12 protein-coding genes and 1 pseudogene are annotated in these 18193 nt (G+C 64.9%); 1 reads left to right on the top strand and 12 read right to left on the bottom strand.

Going from position 1 to position 18193, the window contains the following annotated elements; translation table 11 throughout:
• Positions 1 to 26 precede the first annotated feature (26 nt).
• The 10 genes from CIT39_RS32960 to CIT39_RS32915 form a co-directional block, all read right to left on the bottom strand.
• Positions 27 to 1118 (bottom strand): sensor domain-containing diguanylate cyclase, encoded by a 1092-nt coding sequence (locus CIT39_RS32960; protein WP_094976174.1) that lies wholly within the window; start codon positions 1116 to 1118, stop codon positions 27 to 29.
• Positions 1118 to 4240 carry a bifunctional diguanylate cyclase/phosphodiesterase gene (locus tag CIT39_RS32955; RefSeq protein WP_162308816.1) on the bottom strand — a complete coding sequence of 1041 codons (3123 nt, stop codon included), beginning with the start codon at positions 4238 to 4240 and terminating at the stop codon, positions 1118 to 1120. Before CIT39_RS32955 ends, CIT39_RS32960 begins: the two co-directional genes overlap by 1 nt.
• A 173-nt stretch (positions 4241 to 4413) precedes the next feature.
• A complete protein-coding gene (locus CIT39_RS32950) occupies positions 4414 to 5499 on the bottom strand; it encodes a branched-chain amino acid ABC transporter permease (protein WP_181955128.1) in 1086 nt (361 codons plus the stop codon).
• Positions 5496 to 6506 carry a branched-chain amino acid ABC transporter permease gene (locus CIT39_RS32945; protein WP_094976177.1) on the bottom strand — a complete coding sequence of 337 codons (1011 nt, stop codon included), beginning with the start codon at positions 6504 to 6506 and terminating at the stop codon, positions 5496 to 5498. Before CIT39_RS32945 ends, CIT39_RS32950 begins: the two co-directional genes overlap by 4 nt.
• Positions 6503 to 7225 carry an ABC transporter ATP-binding protein gene (locus CIT39_RS32940; protein WP_094976178.1) on the bottom strand — a complete coding sequence of 241 codons (723 nt, stop codon included), beginning with the start codon at positions 7223 to 7225 and terminating at the stop codon, positions 6503 to 6505. Before CIT39_RS32940 ends, CIT39_RS32945 begins: the two co-directional genes overlap by 4 nt.
• On the bottom strand, positions 7222 to 7998 hold the full coding sequence (locus tag CIT39_RS32935) for an ABC transporter ATP-binding protein (protein ID WP_094976179.1): 777 nt from the start codon (positions 7996 to 7998) through the stop codon (positions 7222 to 7224). Before CIT39_RS32935 ends, CIT39_RS32940 begins: the two co-directional genes overlap by 4 nt.
• Before the next feature lie 167 nt (positions 7999 to 8165).
• Positions 8166 to 9350, bottom strand: coding sequence for a substrate-binding domain-containing protein (locus CIT39_RS32930; protein WP_162308949.1), 1185 nt, complete (start codon positions 9348 to 9350; stop codon positions 8166 to 8168).
• A gap of 360 nt (positions 9351 to 9710) precedes the next feature.
• Positions 9711 to 11153 carry a sigma-54 interaction domain-containing protein gene (locus CIT39_RS32925; RefSeq protein WP_094976181.1) on the bottom strand — a complete coding sequence of 481 codons (1443 nt, stop codon included), beginning with the start codon at positions 11151 to 11153 and terminating at the stop codon, positions 9711 to 9713.
• A gap of 151 nt (positions 11154 to 11304) precedes the next feature.
• Entirely contained in the window at positions 11305 to 13041 is a 1737-nt protein-coding gene (locus CIT39_RS32920) for a putative bifunctional diguanylate cyclase/phosphodiesterase (RefSeq protein ID WP_162308815.1), read from the bottom strand.
• Positions 13042 to 13261: 220 nt separating this feature from the next.
• Positions 13262 to 14227, bottom strand: a complete 966-nt coding sequence (locus CIT39_RS32915; RefSeq protein ID WP_094976183.1) for a sensor histidine kinase — start codon at positions 14225 to 14227, stop codon at positions 13262 to 13264.
• A gap of 179 nt (positions 14228 to 14406) precedes the next feature.
• Here CIT39_RS32915 and CIT39_RS32910 point away from each other — a divergent pair.
• Positions 14407 to 15240, top strand: a pseudogene (locus tag CIT39_RS32910) (SDR family NAD(P)-dependent oxidoreductase); the annotation flags it as partial.
• A 132-nt stretch (positions 15241 to 15372) separates the two neighbouring features.
• Here the strand turns inward: CIT39_RS32910 and CIT39_RS32905 are convergent.
• Together CIT39_RS32905 and CIT39_RS32900 are read right to left on the bottom strand one after the other, a co-directional pair.
• The gene (locus CIT39_RS32905) at positions 15373 to 16749 is read right to left on the bottom strand and encodes a cytochrome P450 (protein WP_094976185.1); all 1377 of its coding nucleotides are present in this window, start codon (positions 16747 to 16749) and stop codon (positions 15373 to 15375) included.
• Between the two features lie 159 nt (positions 16750 to 16908).
• A complete protein-coding gene (locus CIT39_RS32900; RefSeq protein ID WP_094976186.1) occupies positions 16909 to 18144 on the bottom strand; it encodes an LLM class flavin-dependent oxidoreductase in 1236 nt (411 codons plus the stop codon).
• Between the last annotated feature and the right edge of the window lie 49 nt (positions 18145 to 18193).

The following is an 18193-nucleotide window of genomic DNA, read 5'->3' as shown; positions in this document are numbered from 1 at the left end:
GCAACCGGTTCTCGCCACATTGCGCTTTAGGCGGTTTTGCGCCGGAAAGGGCCCGGAACCGCTGCGGCCTCCCGGCCGAGGCTTGCGAACTCGGCCAGCACCCTTTCGGCGCAGATGACGCGATTGCGGCCGAGGCGTTTGGCCACATAGAGCGCCTCGTCGGCCGCGCCCAGCAGCCGGTCGGGCCCGCCGTCGGCGCCGCCGGGAATGTGGCTGGCGACCCCAACGCTGAGGGTGACGTGGTCGCCGGCGCCCTCGGCGCCGTGCGCGATCGCCAAGGCCATCACGGCGCAGCGGATCTCGTCGGCGATGACGCAGGCGGTGTCGCAATCCCTGTCCGGCAGGATCAGCGCGAACTCCTCGCCGCCATAGCGGCCGGCGAGATCGAGCGGGCGCACGGCGTGCCGGCTGACGACCGTAGCGATCGCGCGCAGGCATTCGTCGCCGATCTGGTGGCCGTGTTGGTCGTTGAACAGCTTGAAATGATCGACGTCGACGAACAGCAGCGCCAGCGGCTTCTGCGTGCGGTGGGCGCGGGCCCATTCGGTCATCAGCATCTGGTCGAACGAGCGGCGGTTCGACAGGCCGGTCAACCCGTCCTTGGTGGCGAGCTCCTTCAGCGCCATCTCGGCGCGCTTCTGGTCGGTGAGATCGCGCAGTGTCTCCACCACGGCGATCAGATGTCCGGCCTCGTCGTGGATCGGACCGGCGTCGATGGCGAGATAGAGCTGGCTGCCGAGCTTCGGCATCGTGCACCAGTTCTCCGCGGAAAAGCCGAGCCCGTTATGGCCGCGCGCGGCATATTCCGAATAGAACTCCGGAAGCCGCTCGGGCCGGTCGAGCGCGACGAGGTCGGCAAGGCAGGGGCGCCTGGTCTCGTAGAAGGCCTGCCAGTGCTTGTTGGTGCCGATCACGTCGGATGCGGCGAGGCCGGTCAGCCGCTCGCAGGCCCTGTTCCAGATCACGACACGGCGCTTCGGGTCGATCACGAAGGTCGGTACGACCAGATGCTGCATCAGCCGCACGGCATAGGAATCCGCGACGTCGACGGATTTGGCCGAAGACTTACTTGAAGTCCTTCCCGGCGACTTGCTTGACGGCTTTGCTGGTTTCGTCATCAGGCCACCGCCGCCACCGGCAAGGCTTCGGGCAAGCCGTCACGCGAGCCGAACAGTTTCCGCACTTCGCTGGCCGGTACCGGCCGGCTGAACAGATAGCCCTGCATCTGCGTGCAGCCGAGCGCACGCAGGATATCGCGTTGCGCCTCGGTCTCGACGCCCTCGGCGACCGTGGTCATGTTGCTGGCGGCCGCGATGTTCACCACCGCCTGCACGATCACGGGCGCGCCGCTCGTCTCCGCGATGTCGGCGACGAAGCAGCGGTCGATCTTGATCTTGTCGAACGGGAAGCGCTTGAGATAGCTGAGCGAGGAGTAGCCGGTGCCGAAATCGTCGAGCGCGATGCGAACGCCGATCGAGCGGAGCTGGTGCAGGATCGAGAGTGCAGCTTCGTCGTCGCGGATCAGCACGGCCTCGGTGATCTCGAGCTCGAGCCGGCGCGGGTCCAGCCCGGAAGCGGCGAGCGCGCCCGCGATCCGCAGCGCCAGCGTGTCGCATTTGAGCTGCACCGGCGACACGTTGACCGCGACGCGGATATGCGTCGGCCAGGTCGCGGCCTCGTTGCAGGCCATGCGCAGCACCCAGTCACCGAGCTCGGTGATCAGGCCGGTGTCCTCGGCGACGGGAATGAACTCGGCCGGCGACACCATGCCGCGCTCGGGGTGGCGCCAGCGCAGCAGCGCCTCGCAACCCGAGACTTCGTTGGTGCGCAGGTCGACCAGCGGCTGATAGTGAATCTCGAAGCCGCCGTTCACCACCGCCTGCCGCAGATCCTGTTCCATGCTCAGGCGCGCCTTGGCGCTCGCATCCATCTCCGGCTCGAAGAAGCGGTGGGTGCGGCGCCCTTCGGCCTTGGCCCCGTACATCGCAAGATCGGCGTTCTTGACGAGCTGGTCGAGATCGGTGCCGTCCTGCGGCGCAAGCGCGATCCCGATGCTCGCATCGGTGGAGAGCTGATGACCGAGACAATGATAAGGCTGTCGGATCGCCTGGTAGATCCGGCTTACGAAGGACAGCACGTCGGCAGGGGATTGTATCCCGGTCTGGATCACCGCAAACTCGTCGCCGCCCAGTCGCGCGATCAGATCGCCCTGCTTGAGGCAGCCGCGGAGACGGCCCGCGATCGCCTTCAACAGCTCGTCGCCGACGTGGTGGCCGAGCGAATCGTTGATGCCCTTGAATTCGTCGACGTCGATGTAGAGCAGCGCAAACTGGCAGCCGTCGGCGACCTTCGCCAGCTCGCGTTCGATCTGCTCGCGGAACAGCGTGCGGTTCGGCAAGTCGGTCAACGCATCGTAATGCGCCATATGCGCGATCTTCTCGTCAGCCCGGCGCCGGTCGGTGACGTCGTCGATGACGTGAATGAGATAGCGCGGCTCGCCGGCTTCGTCGGGAATCCTGATCCGGGTCGAAGTAATGTAGCGGATCCCCTTGCCGGGCATCTGCCAGGCGTGCTCGTCCTTGAACGATCCTTTCGCCGATTGCAGCGCGTTGGTGTCGTCTTCGGTGATGCGGGCGGCGGGCGCCTCGGGGAAGATGTCGAAAGCAGTCTTGCCCACGACGTCCTGGCGCGAATGGCCGAACAGCTGCTCGGCGACGCCGTTCAGCAGCAGGTACTGCCGGGTGCGGGCGTCCTTCACCGTGATCTGCGACGGGATATGGTCGATGATCTCGCGCAGGAAGGTGTGGTTGCGATCGCGCTCCTGCTCGAGGTTGCGGCGCTCGGTGATGTCTTCGATCGTGGCGACCCAGCCGCCCTGTGCCAGAGGCGTGTTGATGACCTGAAAGGCGCGGCCGTTGGCCAGCTGATGCGTGCGCCTGGAGACCGTGCCTTCGGCAACGACCCTCATGACATCGGTGCAAAACGCCTCGACGTCGCCGTCGAATGCGCCGCGCTCCTTGCGGTGGTACATCGCCTCGCGGATGTGACAGCCGGGCTTGATGACCTCGTGGGAGAGGCCGAACATGTCGGTGTAGCGGCGGTTGCAGGTGACGATGGTGCCGCTCGCGTCGTAGAGGATCAGCCCCTGCGTCATGTTGTTCAAGGCGGTGTCGAGCCGCAGCCGCTCCGCTTCCAGCCGTTCCTGCGCTTCGCGGTTCTGCCGGTTGATCAGGCGGATGATCAGATAGAGGATCAGCGCGATGACGGCTGCCGAAAGCGCGGCGGTCGTGACCATGAAGCCGGTCTGATGGCGCCAGTCGGCCAGCGCCGCGGCCGTGGTGTTGGTGGCGATGATGACCAGCGGGAAATGCGTCAGTGACGCCGCCGATCCGAGCCGTTCCTCGCCGTCGACCGGACTCTTGCCGCGGAGCGTCTGCTGGCCACCCTTGGCCAGCACCTGCTGCATCAGCGGCGCATCCTTGAAGCTCCGTCCGATCAGCTCTTCGAGGTGCGGGTAGCGGGCCAGCATCTTGCCTTCGCGATCGAATAGCGAGATGGCCGTCCCCTCGGCCAGCGCGACAGATGCGAAATAATGCTGGTAGCTGTCGGGATCGATCCGGCGGACCATCACGCCGAGGAAGGTGCCGTCCGCGCCGGTCAAGCGGCGTGCGACGATCGTGGTCCATTTGTTGATGATGAAGCTGCGGACGGATTCCAGCAGCACCGGCTCGGACTGCGGATTGGTCTTGAACGTCTGAAAATAGCCCCGGCCCGAAACGTTGATCTTGGGCAACGGCTGGGGCCGCGACCAGTTGATCAGGTCACCGTCGGCATCGTAGATCGCGATATCGCCGAGATAGGACACCGAGCTGATCTTGCTGCGCAGCATCTGGTGCGCCGCCGGGCCGGACATGCGCTCGCGGAACATCGCCGGCGAGGTGATCTCCATCAGGCTCATCTGCCCGATCACGTCGGCGGCGACGACGTCGGAATCCTCGAATTGCTGGTCGAAGTGCCGCGCGATGAGCTGCACCGTGTTTTCCAGCTCGCGTTCGCGGTTGGTCAGGGTGCGCTCGCGAAATTCGCCGACGGCCATGGCCGTCACACTGAAGATGCCCGCGACCAGCAACACGCCGCACAGGGTCAGCCACAGGACGGGACCACGTCGCGCCAAAGCCTCCCAGCCGTTCCTTGCGGCTAGAGACATTCCGGCTGCCACCGTGGAAAAGACCTGGCGCATTCCCCCTCCCTGGAGGAACACGAATACACCGCACAAATGGCCTAAACCTTAGGAAAGCCAGTTACCTAAGCCTTAATCCAGTTGCGCATCGCCTCCGTATGCAGCGCAGCGGGAATCGCGTGGCGGTTGTGCGGCGGGCGCGGCAAACGCCGCACTGCATCATTAATCGCGGCCTAATGCGAATTGCCGGCGCTCTTGTCGCCAGCGGGATTACGCAGCCGTCCGACCACGCCGGTCGGGAAGAAGTAGACGCTGGCGATGAACAGCAGGCCGAGCCACAGCAGCCAGCGGTCGGGATGCAACAACCCCGGCAGCAGCGGCAGGCCGGCCTCCGACGCCGCCGTAGAGGCGACGCCCATCAGCGACTGCAAATAGTTCTGGGCGAGGATGAAGATGGTGGCGCCGATGATCGCGCCGTAGATCGTGCCCATGCCGCCGATCACGACCATCAGCAGGATGTCGAGCATGATCGAGAAGCTGAGCGAAGTATCGGGACCGGCATAGCGCAGCCACAGCGCGTTCAGGATGCCGGCGCTGGCAGCGACCAGCGCGGCGATGCAGTTGGCATAGGTCAGGTGGAACACCGTGCGGAAGCCAAGCGCCTCGGCGCGAAAGCGGTTTTCGCGGATCGCCTGCAGCACGCGCCCGAACGGCGAGTTCACAACCCGCAGAAGTGCGAGGATCATCAGGGCCGAGACGGCGAACACCAGATAGAAGGTCAGGATGCGGCCGTTCACCTCGAAGCCGAACAGGCTCTTGGAGATCAGTACCGTGCCGGGGCGCAGCAACTCCGGCAGCTGGAAGCTGCGCCCGTCCTCGCCGCCGGTCAGCCAGGACAGCTGCGAAGCCAGCACCTGGAAGGCGGAGGCGACCGCGAGCGTGATCATGGCAAAGAAGATCGCGGCGACCCGCAGTGAAAACAGCCCGATCGCGAGTGCGAGCAGGGCTGCGAGCGGCAGGCCGACCACGATGCCGGTGGCGACCGCGGCCCAATTCGGGCCCATGCCGTACAGTGCGATCGCGATCGCGTAGCTGCCGATGCCGTAGAACATGGTGTGGGCGAACGACACCGTGCCGGTATAGCCGAGCAGCAAATCGTAAGAGGCGACCAGGGCAGCGAAGACGCAGATCTTGGCCGCGACGTTCAGCGCCTTGGCGCCTGGAAACAGGAACGGCGTCGCCGCCAGCGCCAGGATGATGACGACGAGAACGAGCGTGAGGATCCGGCTACGCGGCGGATCGCCGGAGAGAAGCATCATCGGCTGGTCACCGCATAGAGGCCGCGCGGCCGCCACATCAGGATGGCGACCATCAGCAGGATGTTGGAGACGAGGGCGAGTTTCGGCACGAGGAAGCCGCCGTAATTGGCAACCATCGCAACCAGAATGGCGCCGATGAAGCAGCCGCCGATCGAGCCGAGGCCGCCGATGATGACCACGACGAAAATCAGGACGGTGAGCTCGTCGCTCATGGAGGCGTGGACCTGCTCGCGATAGAGCGCCCACATCACGCCGCCGAGGCCGGCCAGCGCCGATCCCGTCATGAACACGCCGAGGAACAGCCGGCGGATGCGATAGCCGAGTGCCTCGACCATCTCGCGGTTCTCGACCCCGGCGCGGATCAGCAGCCCGAGCTTGGTACGGTTGAGCACGAGCTGGATCGCGATGAAGACGGCCAGCCCGATCAGCGTCGCCAGCACGCGGTATTTGGCGATCGCGACGTCGCCGAGGATGAAGGAGCCGCGCAGCGAGGCCGGCAGCGGCATCGGGATGATCTGCGGCCCCCACAGCGCATAGAGCGTCTGCTCGGCGACGATCAGGCCACCGGTCGTCATCAGGATCTGCTTCAGGTGCTGGCCATAGACGGGCAGGATCAGCACGCGCTCGACGACGAGGCCGAGGGCGCCCGACACTGCCATCGAGAGCAGCGCCGCCGGCGCCAGCACCGCCAGGTTGATCCAGAGCGAATCCGCCTGGATGGAGGCCGCGAACGGCGCCAGCACCAGCGTTGCCACATAGGCGCCGACGGCGATGAAGGCGCCGTGGCCGAAATTGAGCACGTCCATCAGGCCGAATACCAGCGTCAGGCCCGAGGCCATGATGAAGATCATCATGCCCATGGCAAGGCTCGCGGCGGTCAGCGTCAGCCAGGTGCTGGGCGAGCCGATCAGCGGGATCGTCACCAGGGCGAGCGCGACCGGCAGCAGGATCGGCGCGATATCGCGCTTCGGCTTCGGCAGCGGATCGGTTGCGGCAAGGTCAGTCACTGATGTGCCTCCAGGCTCAGGCCGAGCAGCCGCTCCTGCAGCGGCACGTCGGCGGCGAGCGCCGCCATCTCGCCGCGATGGACGATGGTGCCGTTGTCCATCACCAGCACGTTGTCGCCGAGTTCGCGGGCGGCAAAGAAATTCTGCTCGACCAGGAGGATCGTCGCGCCCTTGCGCTTGATCTCCTTCAGGCACTCGATCAGCGCCATCACGATCGCCGGCGCCAGCCCCTTGGTCGGCTCGTCGATCAGCAAGAGCTTGCGCGGCTCGATGATGGCGCGCGCGATCGACAGCATCTGTTTCTGGCCGCCCGAGAGGCTTCCCGCCCGCGACAGCCAGAACCGGCGCAGCGCCGGAAAGAAGCCGAAGATCCATTCCAGCTGCTTGTCGTCCATCGGCGCGTCGCGCGCTGCGAGCACGAGGTTTTCCTTCACGGTGAGATCGGAAAACACCGCCATGCTCTCCGGCACGTAGCCGACGCCGAGCCGCGCGATGTCAGGCGTGGCGCGGCTCTCGATACGGTCGCCGGAGAGGCTGATCTCACCGCTGGACGCCTGCCACAGGCCCATGATGGTGCGCAGCGTCGTGGTCTTGCCGGCGCCGTTGCGCCCCAGCAGCATCGTGACCTGTCCCTGCGGGACGGTGAGGTCGATGCCCTGGAGGATGTGGTAGCGGCCGATATGGGTGTGCACGCCGGAGAGTCTCAGGAGATCGGTCATGCTGCGCTCTCTCCGGCAGTCTTGGGAGCAACGCCGAGATAGGCCTCCTGCACGATCGGCGAGGCAATCACCTCGGCGGGCGGGCCGTCCGCGACGAGTTGCCCGTTATGCAGCACGATGATGCGGTCGGCGAGCGAGCGCACCACGTCCATCTTGTGCTCGACGAGGAGGATGATCTTGCTCGTGTCCTGCTTGAGCTGCGCGATCAGGTTGAGCACGACAGGCACCTCGTCGATGCTCATGCCGGCGGTCGGCTCGTCGAACATGAAGACCTTCGGCTCCAGCGCGATCATCAGGGCGACCTCGAGCTTGCGCTGGTCGCCGTGCGACAGCGCTGTCGCGGCGACGCCGCGGCGGCTGCCGAGCGCGACCTGGTCGAGGATGGCGTCGGCGCGTGCGATCAGGTCACGGCGCACCATCCAGGGCCGCAGCATGTCGTAGTGGGTGCCGTTCGCCGCCTGCACCGCGAGGCGGACGTTCTCTTCCACGCTGAGGTTCGGGAACAGGTTTGTCAGCTGGAACGCGCGGCCAAGGCCAGCGCGGGTCCGCATCGGCGCGGAGTGCTGGGTGATGTCGATGCCATCGAACAGGATGCTGCCGTTCGAGGCGCGCAGCTGGCCCGAGATCAGGTTGAAATAGGTGGTCTTGCCTGCGCCGTTCGGCCCGACGATCGCAGTCAGCTCGCCCGGACGGAACGTGCAGGTGACGTTGTTGACCGCGACATGCCCACCGAAGCGGATGGTGAGATCGCGGGTTTCGAGGGTGAGGGACATTGGTCTGGTAACTGATGAGAGGAGGTGTTTCCGCGAGTCACGTTGCGCTCCCTCCCCCGCCTGCGGGGGAGGGCGGGGGAGAGGGCTGTTTCCACAGGCGAGAGCCCCCAAGAGGAGAAAGCCCTCTCCCGGCCTCTCCCGCAAGCGGGAGAGGTGAAGCAAGAAGATCAGCGCTTGTTCTTGATCGGAACGTCCATGTCCTCGATCTTCAGCTCGCGCACCGGCTCGAGGATCGCCCAGGCGACGTTCGGGTCGACCTTGACCTTGAAGTGATACATGCTCTGCAGCGCCTGATGGTCTTCCTTCCGGAACACCATCTTGCCCTTCGGCGTGTCGAACTCCAGGCCTTCCATCGCGGTGATCAACTTCTCGCTGTCGGTCGACTTCGCCTTGGTGACGGCGGCGACGACGGACATCGCAGCGGCAAAACCACCAGCGGTGAAGAAGTCCGGCGGCGCGTTGAAGCGCTTCTGGTGCTCGGCGACCAGCCAGTCGTTCACCGGGTTCTTCGGGATCTCGTAGTAGTAATAGGTCGCACCTTCCATGCCCGGCAGGCCCTTATAGGCGGCGAGCGCCGGCAGGATGTTGCCGCCGGTGGAGAGCTCGATGCCGTAGCGCTTCGGGTCCATGTCCTGGAGCTTGGCCAGCGGATTGCCCGCGCCGGCCCAGATCACCCAGATGACCTTGCGGCCCGGCTTGTCCTTCAGGGCGTCGAACAGGCGCTGGCCGACCGCGGTGAAGTCGGTGGTCGACGTCGGGGCATATTCTTCGGCAGCGAGCGTCGCGCCGGTCTTGGAGAGTGCTTCCTTGAAGGCGGCGACGCCATCGCGGCCGAACGCGTAGTCCTGCGCCAGCGTTGCGACGGTGACGCCCTGCTTGCCGATCGCGACCGCATTGGAGATCGCATCCTGCGAGGAGTTGCGCGCGGTGCGGAAGATGTAGCGATTCCACTTCTCGCCGGTAATCTGGTCCGCGACGGCGGGCTCGACGATCAGGATCTTCTTGTTCTCCTCGGCGACCGGGAGAATGGCGAGCGCCGCGGCCGACGACGTCGTGCCGATTGCGATATCGGCCTTGTCGTCCTGATAGGCTTCGGCGAGCGCGGCCTTGGCGAGGTCCGGCTTGCCCTGGTCGTCCTTGGTGATGATGACGATCTTGCGGCCATCGAGGGTCATGGTGCCCTTGGTGGCGTATTCGAAGCCCAGCTTCAGGCCGGTCTCGGTCTGCTTGGCGTAGGCCTCGAGCGGACCGGTCTTGCCGTAGATCAGCGCGATCTTGAGATCGTCGGCTTGCGCGGAACTGCTCGCGGCAAGGCCGATGATGGCTGCTGTGAGAATGAGCGATCGACGCACCATGGTTCCTCCTTGAATGAACTGCCTTGAACGAATTGCTTTGGTCACTGCGATTTGCACAAGTGTGTAGACATTGCAATTCCACCTTCCGGCGGAGCTTGCATGAGGCCGCATGTGACAGTCTGTTGACGTGTGCCTGCCGCGGCTTTGCGGCGCTTGCGCGTTGCCGCGGCGTGCATCAGCCCATGCGCTTCCTCGAACATGCGTTTCCTCGGACCGGCCCGGAGCAAGCCCTGCGCCAGATGCGGAGCCTGGAGTGAGAATGGCTGAAAATGCGGCACAAACGCTGAAGTCGCTGCAAGCAAGGGCCGGCGCCAAGGTGTCCGGAATCCGAGACTTCGGACACGTCAGTCTCGAAACTCAGACAGGCGGGGCACCCGAGGCCAGTCCGAACTTGGCGAGCTTCTTGTAGAAGGTTGCGCGCGAGATCTGAAGCATCCTGGCTGCTTCGGTGATCTGGCCGTTGCTCGCGGCGAGCGCATGTTCGAGCGTCTGCTTCTCGAACTCGGCCTCCGCCTCGGCGTAAGGCACCACAGATCCGGTCATCCGGGCCCCTGGCGTTGAGACGGCGGCCCCGTTCACCGGCAGGATGTGGACGAAATCGTCGCTGGTCAGCCGCCCGGAATCGCTCAGGATCAGCGCGCGTTCGAGAATGTTGCGAAGCTCGCGGACATTGCCGGGCCAATCGTAGCGCGCGAGGGCCGAGAGGCCGCTCGGCGTGATCCTGGCGTTGACGAAGTCGCCGGAGGCGCTGATGTCTTCGATCAGCCGCGCGCAGATGTCAGGCAGATCGTCGAGGCATTTGCGAAGTGGCGGCAGGTCGATCGAGAGCACGTTGAGCCGGTAGTAGAGATCGGCGCGGAAGGCACCGTCACTGACGCGCTTGCGCAAATCCACATTGGTCGCGGCGACCACGCGCACGTCCACCTTGCTGATCTTGTCCGAGCCGAGCGGTTCGATCTCGCGCTCCTGCAGCACGCGCAGCAGCTTGGCCTGCAATTGCAGCGGCATCTCGCCGATCTCGTCGAGAAACAGCGTGCCGCCGTCGGCGATGCGGAACTTTCCCTCGCGCCCCCTGCGGTCGGCTCCGGTATAGGCGCCCGGTGCGGTGCCGAAGAACTCGGACTCGATCAGTGTCTCCGGGATCGCTGCGACATTGACGCTGACGAACGGCTTTTCGGCGCGCGACGATGCATTGTGGATCGCCTGCGCCAGTAATTCCTTGCCGGTACCGGTCTCGCCGGTCAGCAGAACGGTCACGCTTTGCCGTGCCGCGCGCTTGGCGAATTCCTTCGCCTGCGCGATTCCCGCGGTGGCGCCGACGAAATCCGCGAAGGTGAAGCGCGCGGCGCGGGCGTTGGACAATTGCCGCCGCGCCAGCCGCAGGTCGCTCTCGAGCTGGGCGACGCGGGCAAGCAGCGGCTTCAGGCTTTCGATGTGATCGTAGAGCACGAAGCCGATCGCGCCGATCACCGTGCCGTTCTCGTCCTCGATCGGCATGCGCGTGACGACGAGCTGCTCGCCGCCGAGCTCCATGATGTCGAGCAGGATCGGCTCGCCGGTCTCGGCCACCTTCCGCATCAGGCTGTTGGGGATGACCTCCTCGATCGGCCGGCCGATCGCCTCGGAGGTCCGCTCGAGACCGAGTGCCGCGAGATATTTCTCATTAACGTAGACGACGCGCCCAGTGCGGTCGATCGCGATCGCGCCCTCGCAGAGCTGTTCCAGCCGCTCGAACAGCGTCTCCATCGCGCGCGCTCGGAGATAGGCGGGATCGCTGATCGAGGCGGAAGAGGCGGACATGATATATCCCGGGGAAGTCTGTCCGTGTATTAGCAAAAAGGCAGCAATTTCAAAGGGGAGAAATGGAGCGCGTCCCATACTCCGCTGTCTTCCGGACAAGCGAAGCGTAGATCCGGGACGACAGGGGTGCGTGCGGCGGCGGCTTGCTGCCCTACCTTCGATACCCGCTCGCGCGCGAATAGCCTTGGCGGTTCTGCTGGGTCGGCCGGCTCGCCACGCTGGCGCGCGACTCGCTCGAGGCCGGTGTCGCGAGCTTCAGCTCCTCCAGGAAGATCGGGCGGGAGAAATAATAGCCCTGCGCGTAGCGAATCTTGGTCGCGGCCTGGAGATAGGCGAGCTCCTCGTAGGTTTCGAGGCCTTCGGCGATCACGGTCATGCCGAGCGCCTCGCTCAGGGACTCGATCGCGCGCAGGATGCCCTGGCTGCGCGGACGCTGATGGATGTCGGTGATGAAGGAGCGGTCGATCTTGATCTCGTCGGCGGTGATGTCGGCCAGTGCCGAGAGCGAGGAATAGCCGGTGCCGAAATCGTCGATCGAGATGCCGACGCCGAGCTTGCGGAACATCGGCAGGATCTCGGCCTGGAAGTGATTCTTGGCGACGAAGGCGTCTTCCGTCACCTCGATCATGAAGCGCTGCGGAAAGCCGGTCTCCTCCAGCGCCCGCGCGAAGCTGCGCATGAATTCGGGGTTGCCGGCCTGCTTGGCCGCGACATTGATGCTGATGGTTGCTTCCGCGCCGAAGGTCTCGTTGATCAGATCAATCGATTTGACGATCTCGGCGAGTACGAGGTGGGTCAATTCGTCGATCAGGCCGAGCTCGCTGGCGAGATTGATGAACGAGCCGGGCGCCTGGATTACGCCTTCGTCGTCGCGCAGGCGCACCAGGGCCTCGATGCCCTTCACGGCCTGGGTGCGGATGTCGACCTTGGACTGAAAGGCGCAGCAGAAGCGCTTCTCCAGGATGGCCTGCCGCAGCGACTGCTCGATCTTCATCCGCGCCAGCGCCTCGCGCTCCATGCTGGAGTCGAAGAACGTCGCCGATCCCTTGCCGTCGTTCTTGATGCGGTACATCGCGACGTCGGCGTTCTGGCGCAGCGTCTCGAAGCTGCGGCCGTGATCGGGATAGAGGCTGATGCCGACGGAGGTGGAGGCGAAGACTTCCGAATTGTCGATGAAGAACGGCGCCGTCAGCCGCTCCAGCGTCGACTGCATGAATTCGGCGACCTCCTCCTGGCTCTGGATCGGCGACAGCAGCAGCAGGAATTCGTCGCCGGAGATGCGCGACAGCATGTCGGAATCGCGCAAGTCGCGTCCAAGCCGCTTCGACAGCTCGACAAGCAGCGCATCGCCGACGGCGTGGCCGTAATAGTCGTTGATGTGCTTGAAATTGTCGACGTCGAGGAAGGCCAGCGCGAAGCGCTCGCCGCCACGATCGGCCGCAAGCAGATTGCTGGCGTGATGTTCGATCACGCGCCGCGAGGGCAATCCGGTCAGCTCGTCGAAATAGGCCGAGCGGAACAGCTGGTCCTCGAAATTCTTCTGCTCGGTGATGTCGGAGGATGCCGAGATCAGCAACTCGCGTCCGGCGAGGCGAACGGGACGATGGGTCGTGAGCAGCACCTGGCGCGCGGTGCCGCGGTGGAGCGCCTCCTCGGTGACGACAGCCTGGCCGGCGCTCAGCGCCTGGCGGCAGGCTTCGCGGCGCGGCGCGAGATCTGGCGAAGGATGGCTGCCGTCCATGCCGAGCTGCGCGGCGGCGGCATCGTTAACCAGCAGAAGCTCGCCGTGCGCATCCTGCACGGTCAGGCCGGCCGGCAGCATTCTAACGATTTCCTTGAGAAAACCGAGCTCGGCTTCACTCGCGCCGGAATATTGGTTGTCGTTCATAGAAGTCATGAATCTTGTTGTTTCAGCGCGCCTTGCAATGGGCGCGATCTTGCGCGGTTCCCTCTTAAGTTTGGTTAAGGGCTACGGAGAAATACGGGGTTGTTTTGGGGGAAACTTGCGGCGATGCGACGCGCGCCGACGATCGTCATTAACAGGGCGTCAACAGCGCCTGCGAAACTGCGGGCGGGCGCGCGGGTCGGCTTTCGCTTGGCGCGCGATGCTATTCGCTTCGCGGGATGCGGCACTGCATGATGCAATGCAGCCCCGTCTTCAAGTAAGAGACATCGGTCCTGCCATCAAAAGCCGACAGTGCCGATTTCAGCAGCTTGGTGCCGAAGCCGGGCTCCGACACCTTGTCCACGCTCGGCCCCTCGGTCTCGTCCCAGGTGACAGTCAGGCGGTCGCCGCTCACGGTCCATGACACCTGCAGCAGACCGCGCGGCGAGGAAAATGCGCCGTACTTGCCCGCATTGGTGGCCAGTTCGTGAAACATCAATGAAAGCGTGACCGCGAGCTTCGGCGGCAGGAACAGCCGATCGCCGTTCAGGGTGAAGCGGACATGGCCGTAGGGGCCGAGCTCCGAGATCAGGAGGTCGCGAATGTCACAGCCGGCCTTGTCGATCCGCGAGATCAGATCGTCGGTCGCGGCCAGCGAGCGCAGCCGCGGATCGATCTTGGCCCAGACCTGCGGCTGGTCGTGCAGCACCTGGTGCAGCACGGCGTGCACCGTCGACAGCTTGTTCTTCAGCCGGTGCTGGAGCTCGTCGACCAGCAGCTTGCGATAATCTTCTTCCTCGATCAGGCGCTTGGCGATCCGGCGCTGCTCCGCCAGCATGGTGCGATAGTGCTCGACGCCCCAGATCGTGAGCGCACAGACTGCCCAATAGAGTGCCAGCAGGGCAAACCGCGCGCGATCGGCAAAGGCATCGCCGAAATTCACGACGACGCCGAGCATGCCGCCGACCAGCGCGGTCACGATCCCGATCCGGAAGCCTCCGAACGCGGCGGCAAAGAACACGGCCGGAAAATAGGGGGTGAAGTAGACGTCGGGCCGCACATGCGCCAGCGCCCAGCGCGTCAGCGTCGCAATCAGCAGGCAAGCCACCGCAAACGCAATGCTCAGACCGAGCGATGGCGGCGCCGCACCCTGCCAGCCCCTGCGGAATTCGTCGATCAACTTCCCCATGCGCAGCCCAGTTGCGATATGCGTCCGAAAATCGAGCGGCCTGTGAAGATGTTACGCATCCCGCCCGCACAAGCATAGCTTGCCTTGTCGGAGACAGGCAGGGATAGTGGCGCCCGCGGCGATGGCAGCGGTCGACGTTCGCCATTTGTCATCAAATCGTTCGAAAACAGGAACATTCCATGGGCAGGCTGGACGGCAAGGTTGCAGTGATCACGGGGGCCACGAGCGGGATCGGGTTGCGCACTGCGGAAGTCTTCGTTGCCGAAGGTGCCAAAATTGTGATCGCGGGACGGCGTCTACCGGAGGGCGAGGCGCTGGCCAGGCAGCTCGGCGCCAACTGCATCTTCCGCCAGACCGACGTGACGGTCGAAGCGCAGATGCAGGCGCTGATCGCGCTCGCCGTGGACAAGTTCGGGCGGATCGACTGCCTGTTCAACAATGCCGGCGGCCCGGCGCAGACCGGCGGCATCGAGGGTCTCGAGGTCGAGCGCTTCGACGCGGCGATGGCGACGCTGGTGCGCAGCGTCATGCTCGGCATGAAGCACGTCGCGCCTGCCATGAAGAAGCAGGGTTCTGGCAGCATCATCAACAATGGCAGCATCGCCGGACGCCTCGCCGGGTTCTCCTCGTCGATCGTCTACGGCGCGGCCAAGGCGGCGATGATCCATCTCACCAAATGCGTGGCGATGGAGCTCGGCGAATCCAACGTGCGCGTCAACTCGATCTCGCCCGGTGCGATCGCGACGGGCATCTTCGGCAAGGCGCTCGGCCTGACGACGGAAGCCGCCGAGAAGACGCAGGCGGTGATGCGGGACGTCTACAAGACCGCGCAGCCGATCCCGCGCGCCGGCATTCCCGACGACATCGCCCACGCCGCGGTGTTCCTGGCGAGCGACGAATCCAGCTTCATCAACGGCCACGACCTCGTCATCGACGGCGCCATCACCGGCGGCCGCAACTGGACCCAGCAGCAGCAGGGGTTGTCGGCCCTGCGCAAGGCGTTCGATCAGGGGCGTAACTGCGGCGGGCGACAAAGCTGCAGGGTGGGCAAAGGCGCGCTCTTCGCGCTGTGCCCACCATCAATATTCAAATGCGGAGAGGCGTGGTGGGCACGCTTTCGCTTTGCCCACCCTACGAAAGCAGTGCTAAACCGCCTTCACCCGCACCCTCAGCCCGTCACGCGGCTTCGGGATCGGCCACATCTGCCAGTCCGGCTTGTAGCCCTCTTCCAGCGACACCTCGATGTTCTGCAGGAAGTGCCGCGCAAAGCATTTCGCCTGCATGTAGGCAAAGTGCAGGCCGAGGCACATATGCGCGCCGCCGCCGAACGGGACCCAGGCGAAGCGGTGGCGGTTGCGCTGGGCTTCTTCAGTGAAGCGCAAGGGATCGAAGCGATCCGGTTCCGGCCAGATGTCCTTCATGTGATGCGTATAGAGCGGATTGACGCCGACCGCGGTGCCGGCGGGAATCGTAAAGCCCTTGAAGTTGAAATCGCGCATGGCGCGGCGCGGCATCGAGGGCACCGGCGGCTTGATCCGAAGCGCCTCCTTGAACGCCATTTCAGACAGCGGCATCTTTTCAAGATCGTCGAAGCTGCTCGGTGCATCGGCCGCGAGCCCGAGCGCGAGAACTTCCGCGCGCAGCCTGTCCTGCCAGTCCGGATTGGCGGCGAGTTCGCCGACGAACGACGTCAGCGACGAGGTCAGCGTGTCGTGCGCCGCCATCATCAGGAAGCTCATGTGGTCGATGATGTCCTGCTCGGACAGAAGCGCGCCGTCCTCATGGGTGGCGCGGCAGAGCTGCGAGAACAAATCATCGGCGCCGTGATTGCCGCGTCGCAGCGGGATCTGCTCGCGGAAATAGGCGACGATGCGTTTGCGCCCTCTGACGCCGGCGGCCATCTGGGTGCCGGGCAGGGGACGGCGGATCGGCGCGACAGCGGCGGCGACCATGTCGACGAAGGCGCGGTTGATCTCGTCGACCTCCGGCCCGATATCGGCGCCGAGGAAGGACGCCGCCGCGAGATCCAGCGTGAGCTGCTTCATCGCAGGGTAGAGCTGCATCTCGCCGGGCTTGGCCTTCCACTGCGCGACCCGCGCGGAGATGCCGCGGTCGAGATCGGCCAGATAGGATTTCATCGGCCCCGACTTGAACGCGACCGACAGCGCCTTGCGGTGCAGCCGGTGCTCGTCGAAATCGAGCAGCATCAATCCGCGTGGAAACAACAGGCCGAGCACCTTGTTCCAGCCGTGGGTCGAGGAGAATAGCTTTTGCTGATCGAACATCACGAGTTCGTTGGCCTCGGGCCCGAGCAGCACGACATTCGTCTCACCGAACACATGGGTCCGGTAGACCGGACCGTATTTGGCGCCGTTCGCCTCGATATGGCCCTTGGGATCGGCCAATACCTGAAAGGTCTTGCCGATGATCGGCCATCCTTCGTCGCCGGGGATGTGCGTCAGGGCGTTGCGTTTGGGCGCGGTGTAGTCGGGCGCCGGTGCGGCCACATTCTGCATCGACATGACGATTACTCCGGTTGGCAGGCTCCGCAACATAGCACGATCGGGGCGCGATGAGCTGCGATCGTCTTGCGCACAAAATCGTCACACCCACCACCGTCGTCCCGGCTTGCTTCGCAATTGCGCACGGGCGCCGGGACGACGAGGAGTGAAGGCTTAGGCCTATCGCTTCGCCGCTTCCTTCTGCAAATCCGGTGCGTTGACGGCGGGAATGGCGACTCGGCCGGGGCCGGTCACCTTTAATGCTTCGGCAGCCTTCTCGTTCTCCATGATCTTGGCCATCACGGCCTGGCCTGCACGCTCGAAGATGGCGCGGTTCTCGATTACGAATTTTTGCGACCGGCGCAGGCCGTCGATATAGCCGTTGATCTCCGGCACGACGTAGCGCGCCACCATGTCCCAGCTGCGGCGCGTGGCTTCCGGATTGGCCCAGTCGTGCACGAAGCCGATGATGGCGCCGACGCCCCCGGAGACCTGCATCACGTTCTTGATGGTTTTGATGAGATCGTCGGGCGTGCCGATGGTGGACGCGGCGCCCTCGACGAAGGCGGTCTTGTCCACGGCCTCGTCGGGCGAGGAGAACGCCGTCAGGCCCGGCCGCTGCAGCGTGCCGACATTATATTCGTTGTGCCAGCGCATCAGCCCGGCGCCGGCTTCCTTGCGCGCCTGCTCGCGGGTCTCGGCGATGTGGAAGGTCAGCAGCACGCGCCAGTTGGCGCGGTCGACCTTCGTGCCGTGCTTCTTCGCAGCGTCCTCGGCGAACTGCCATTGCTGCTGCAGCGACATCAGCCCCTGCGTCGTCATCGAGCCCAGCGAGATGATGCCGCAGCCGTATTTGCCGGCGAGCGTCATGCCCGAAGGCGATATTTGCGAGGCCACGACGAACGGCATCTCTTCCTGCAGCGGCAGGATCTGCAGCGCGGCGTCGTTCATGGTGAACCAGTCGCTCTTGGCCGTGACGCGCTCACCGTTGAACAACCGGCGGATGACGCCGATCGCCTCGTCCTGGCGGTCACGCTGCGTCATCGGATCGATGCCGAGCGTGTGCGCGTCGGAGGCAAGCGCGCCGGGGCCGGAGCCGAAGATGGCGCGGCCGCCGGTCATGTGGTCGAGCTGCACCATGCGCTGGGCGACGTTGTAGGGATGATGATAGGGGAGCGACACCACGCCGGTGCCGAGCTTGATCCGCTTGGTGCGCTCGCCGGCCGCAGCCAGGAACATCTCGGGCGAGGCGATCATCTCCCAGCCGGATGAATGATGCTCGCCGCACCAGAACTCGTCATAGCCGAGCGCGTCGAGCTGCTCGACCAGGTCGAGGTCGCGCCGGAACTGGAGCATCGGATGCTCCCCGATCGGGTGATGCGGGGCAAGGAAGGCTCCGAACTTCAGGCGCGCCATGGGGTTCTCTCCGGCTTTGATTTTCTGTTTGTTGAGGCGGTGAGGCTAC

This window comes from Bradyrhizobium symbiodeficiens, assembly GCF_002266465.3.
Lineage (GTDB): Bacteria > Pseudomonadota > Alphaproteobacteria > Rhizobiales > Xanthobacteraceae > Bradyrhizobium > Bradyrhizobium symbiodeficiens.
The sequence above is the reverse complement of the archived record's forward strand: the minus strand, read 5'-3'. Positions and strand labels throughout refer to the sequence as shown.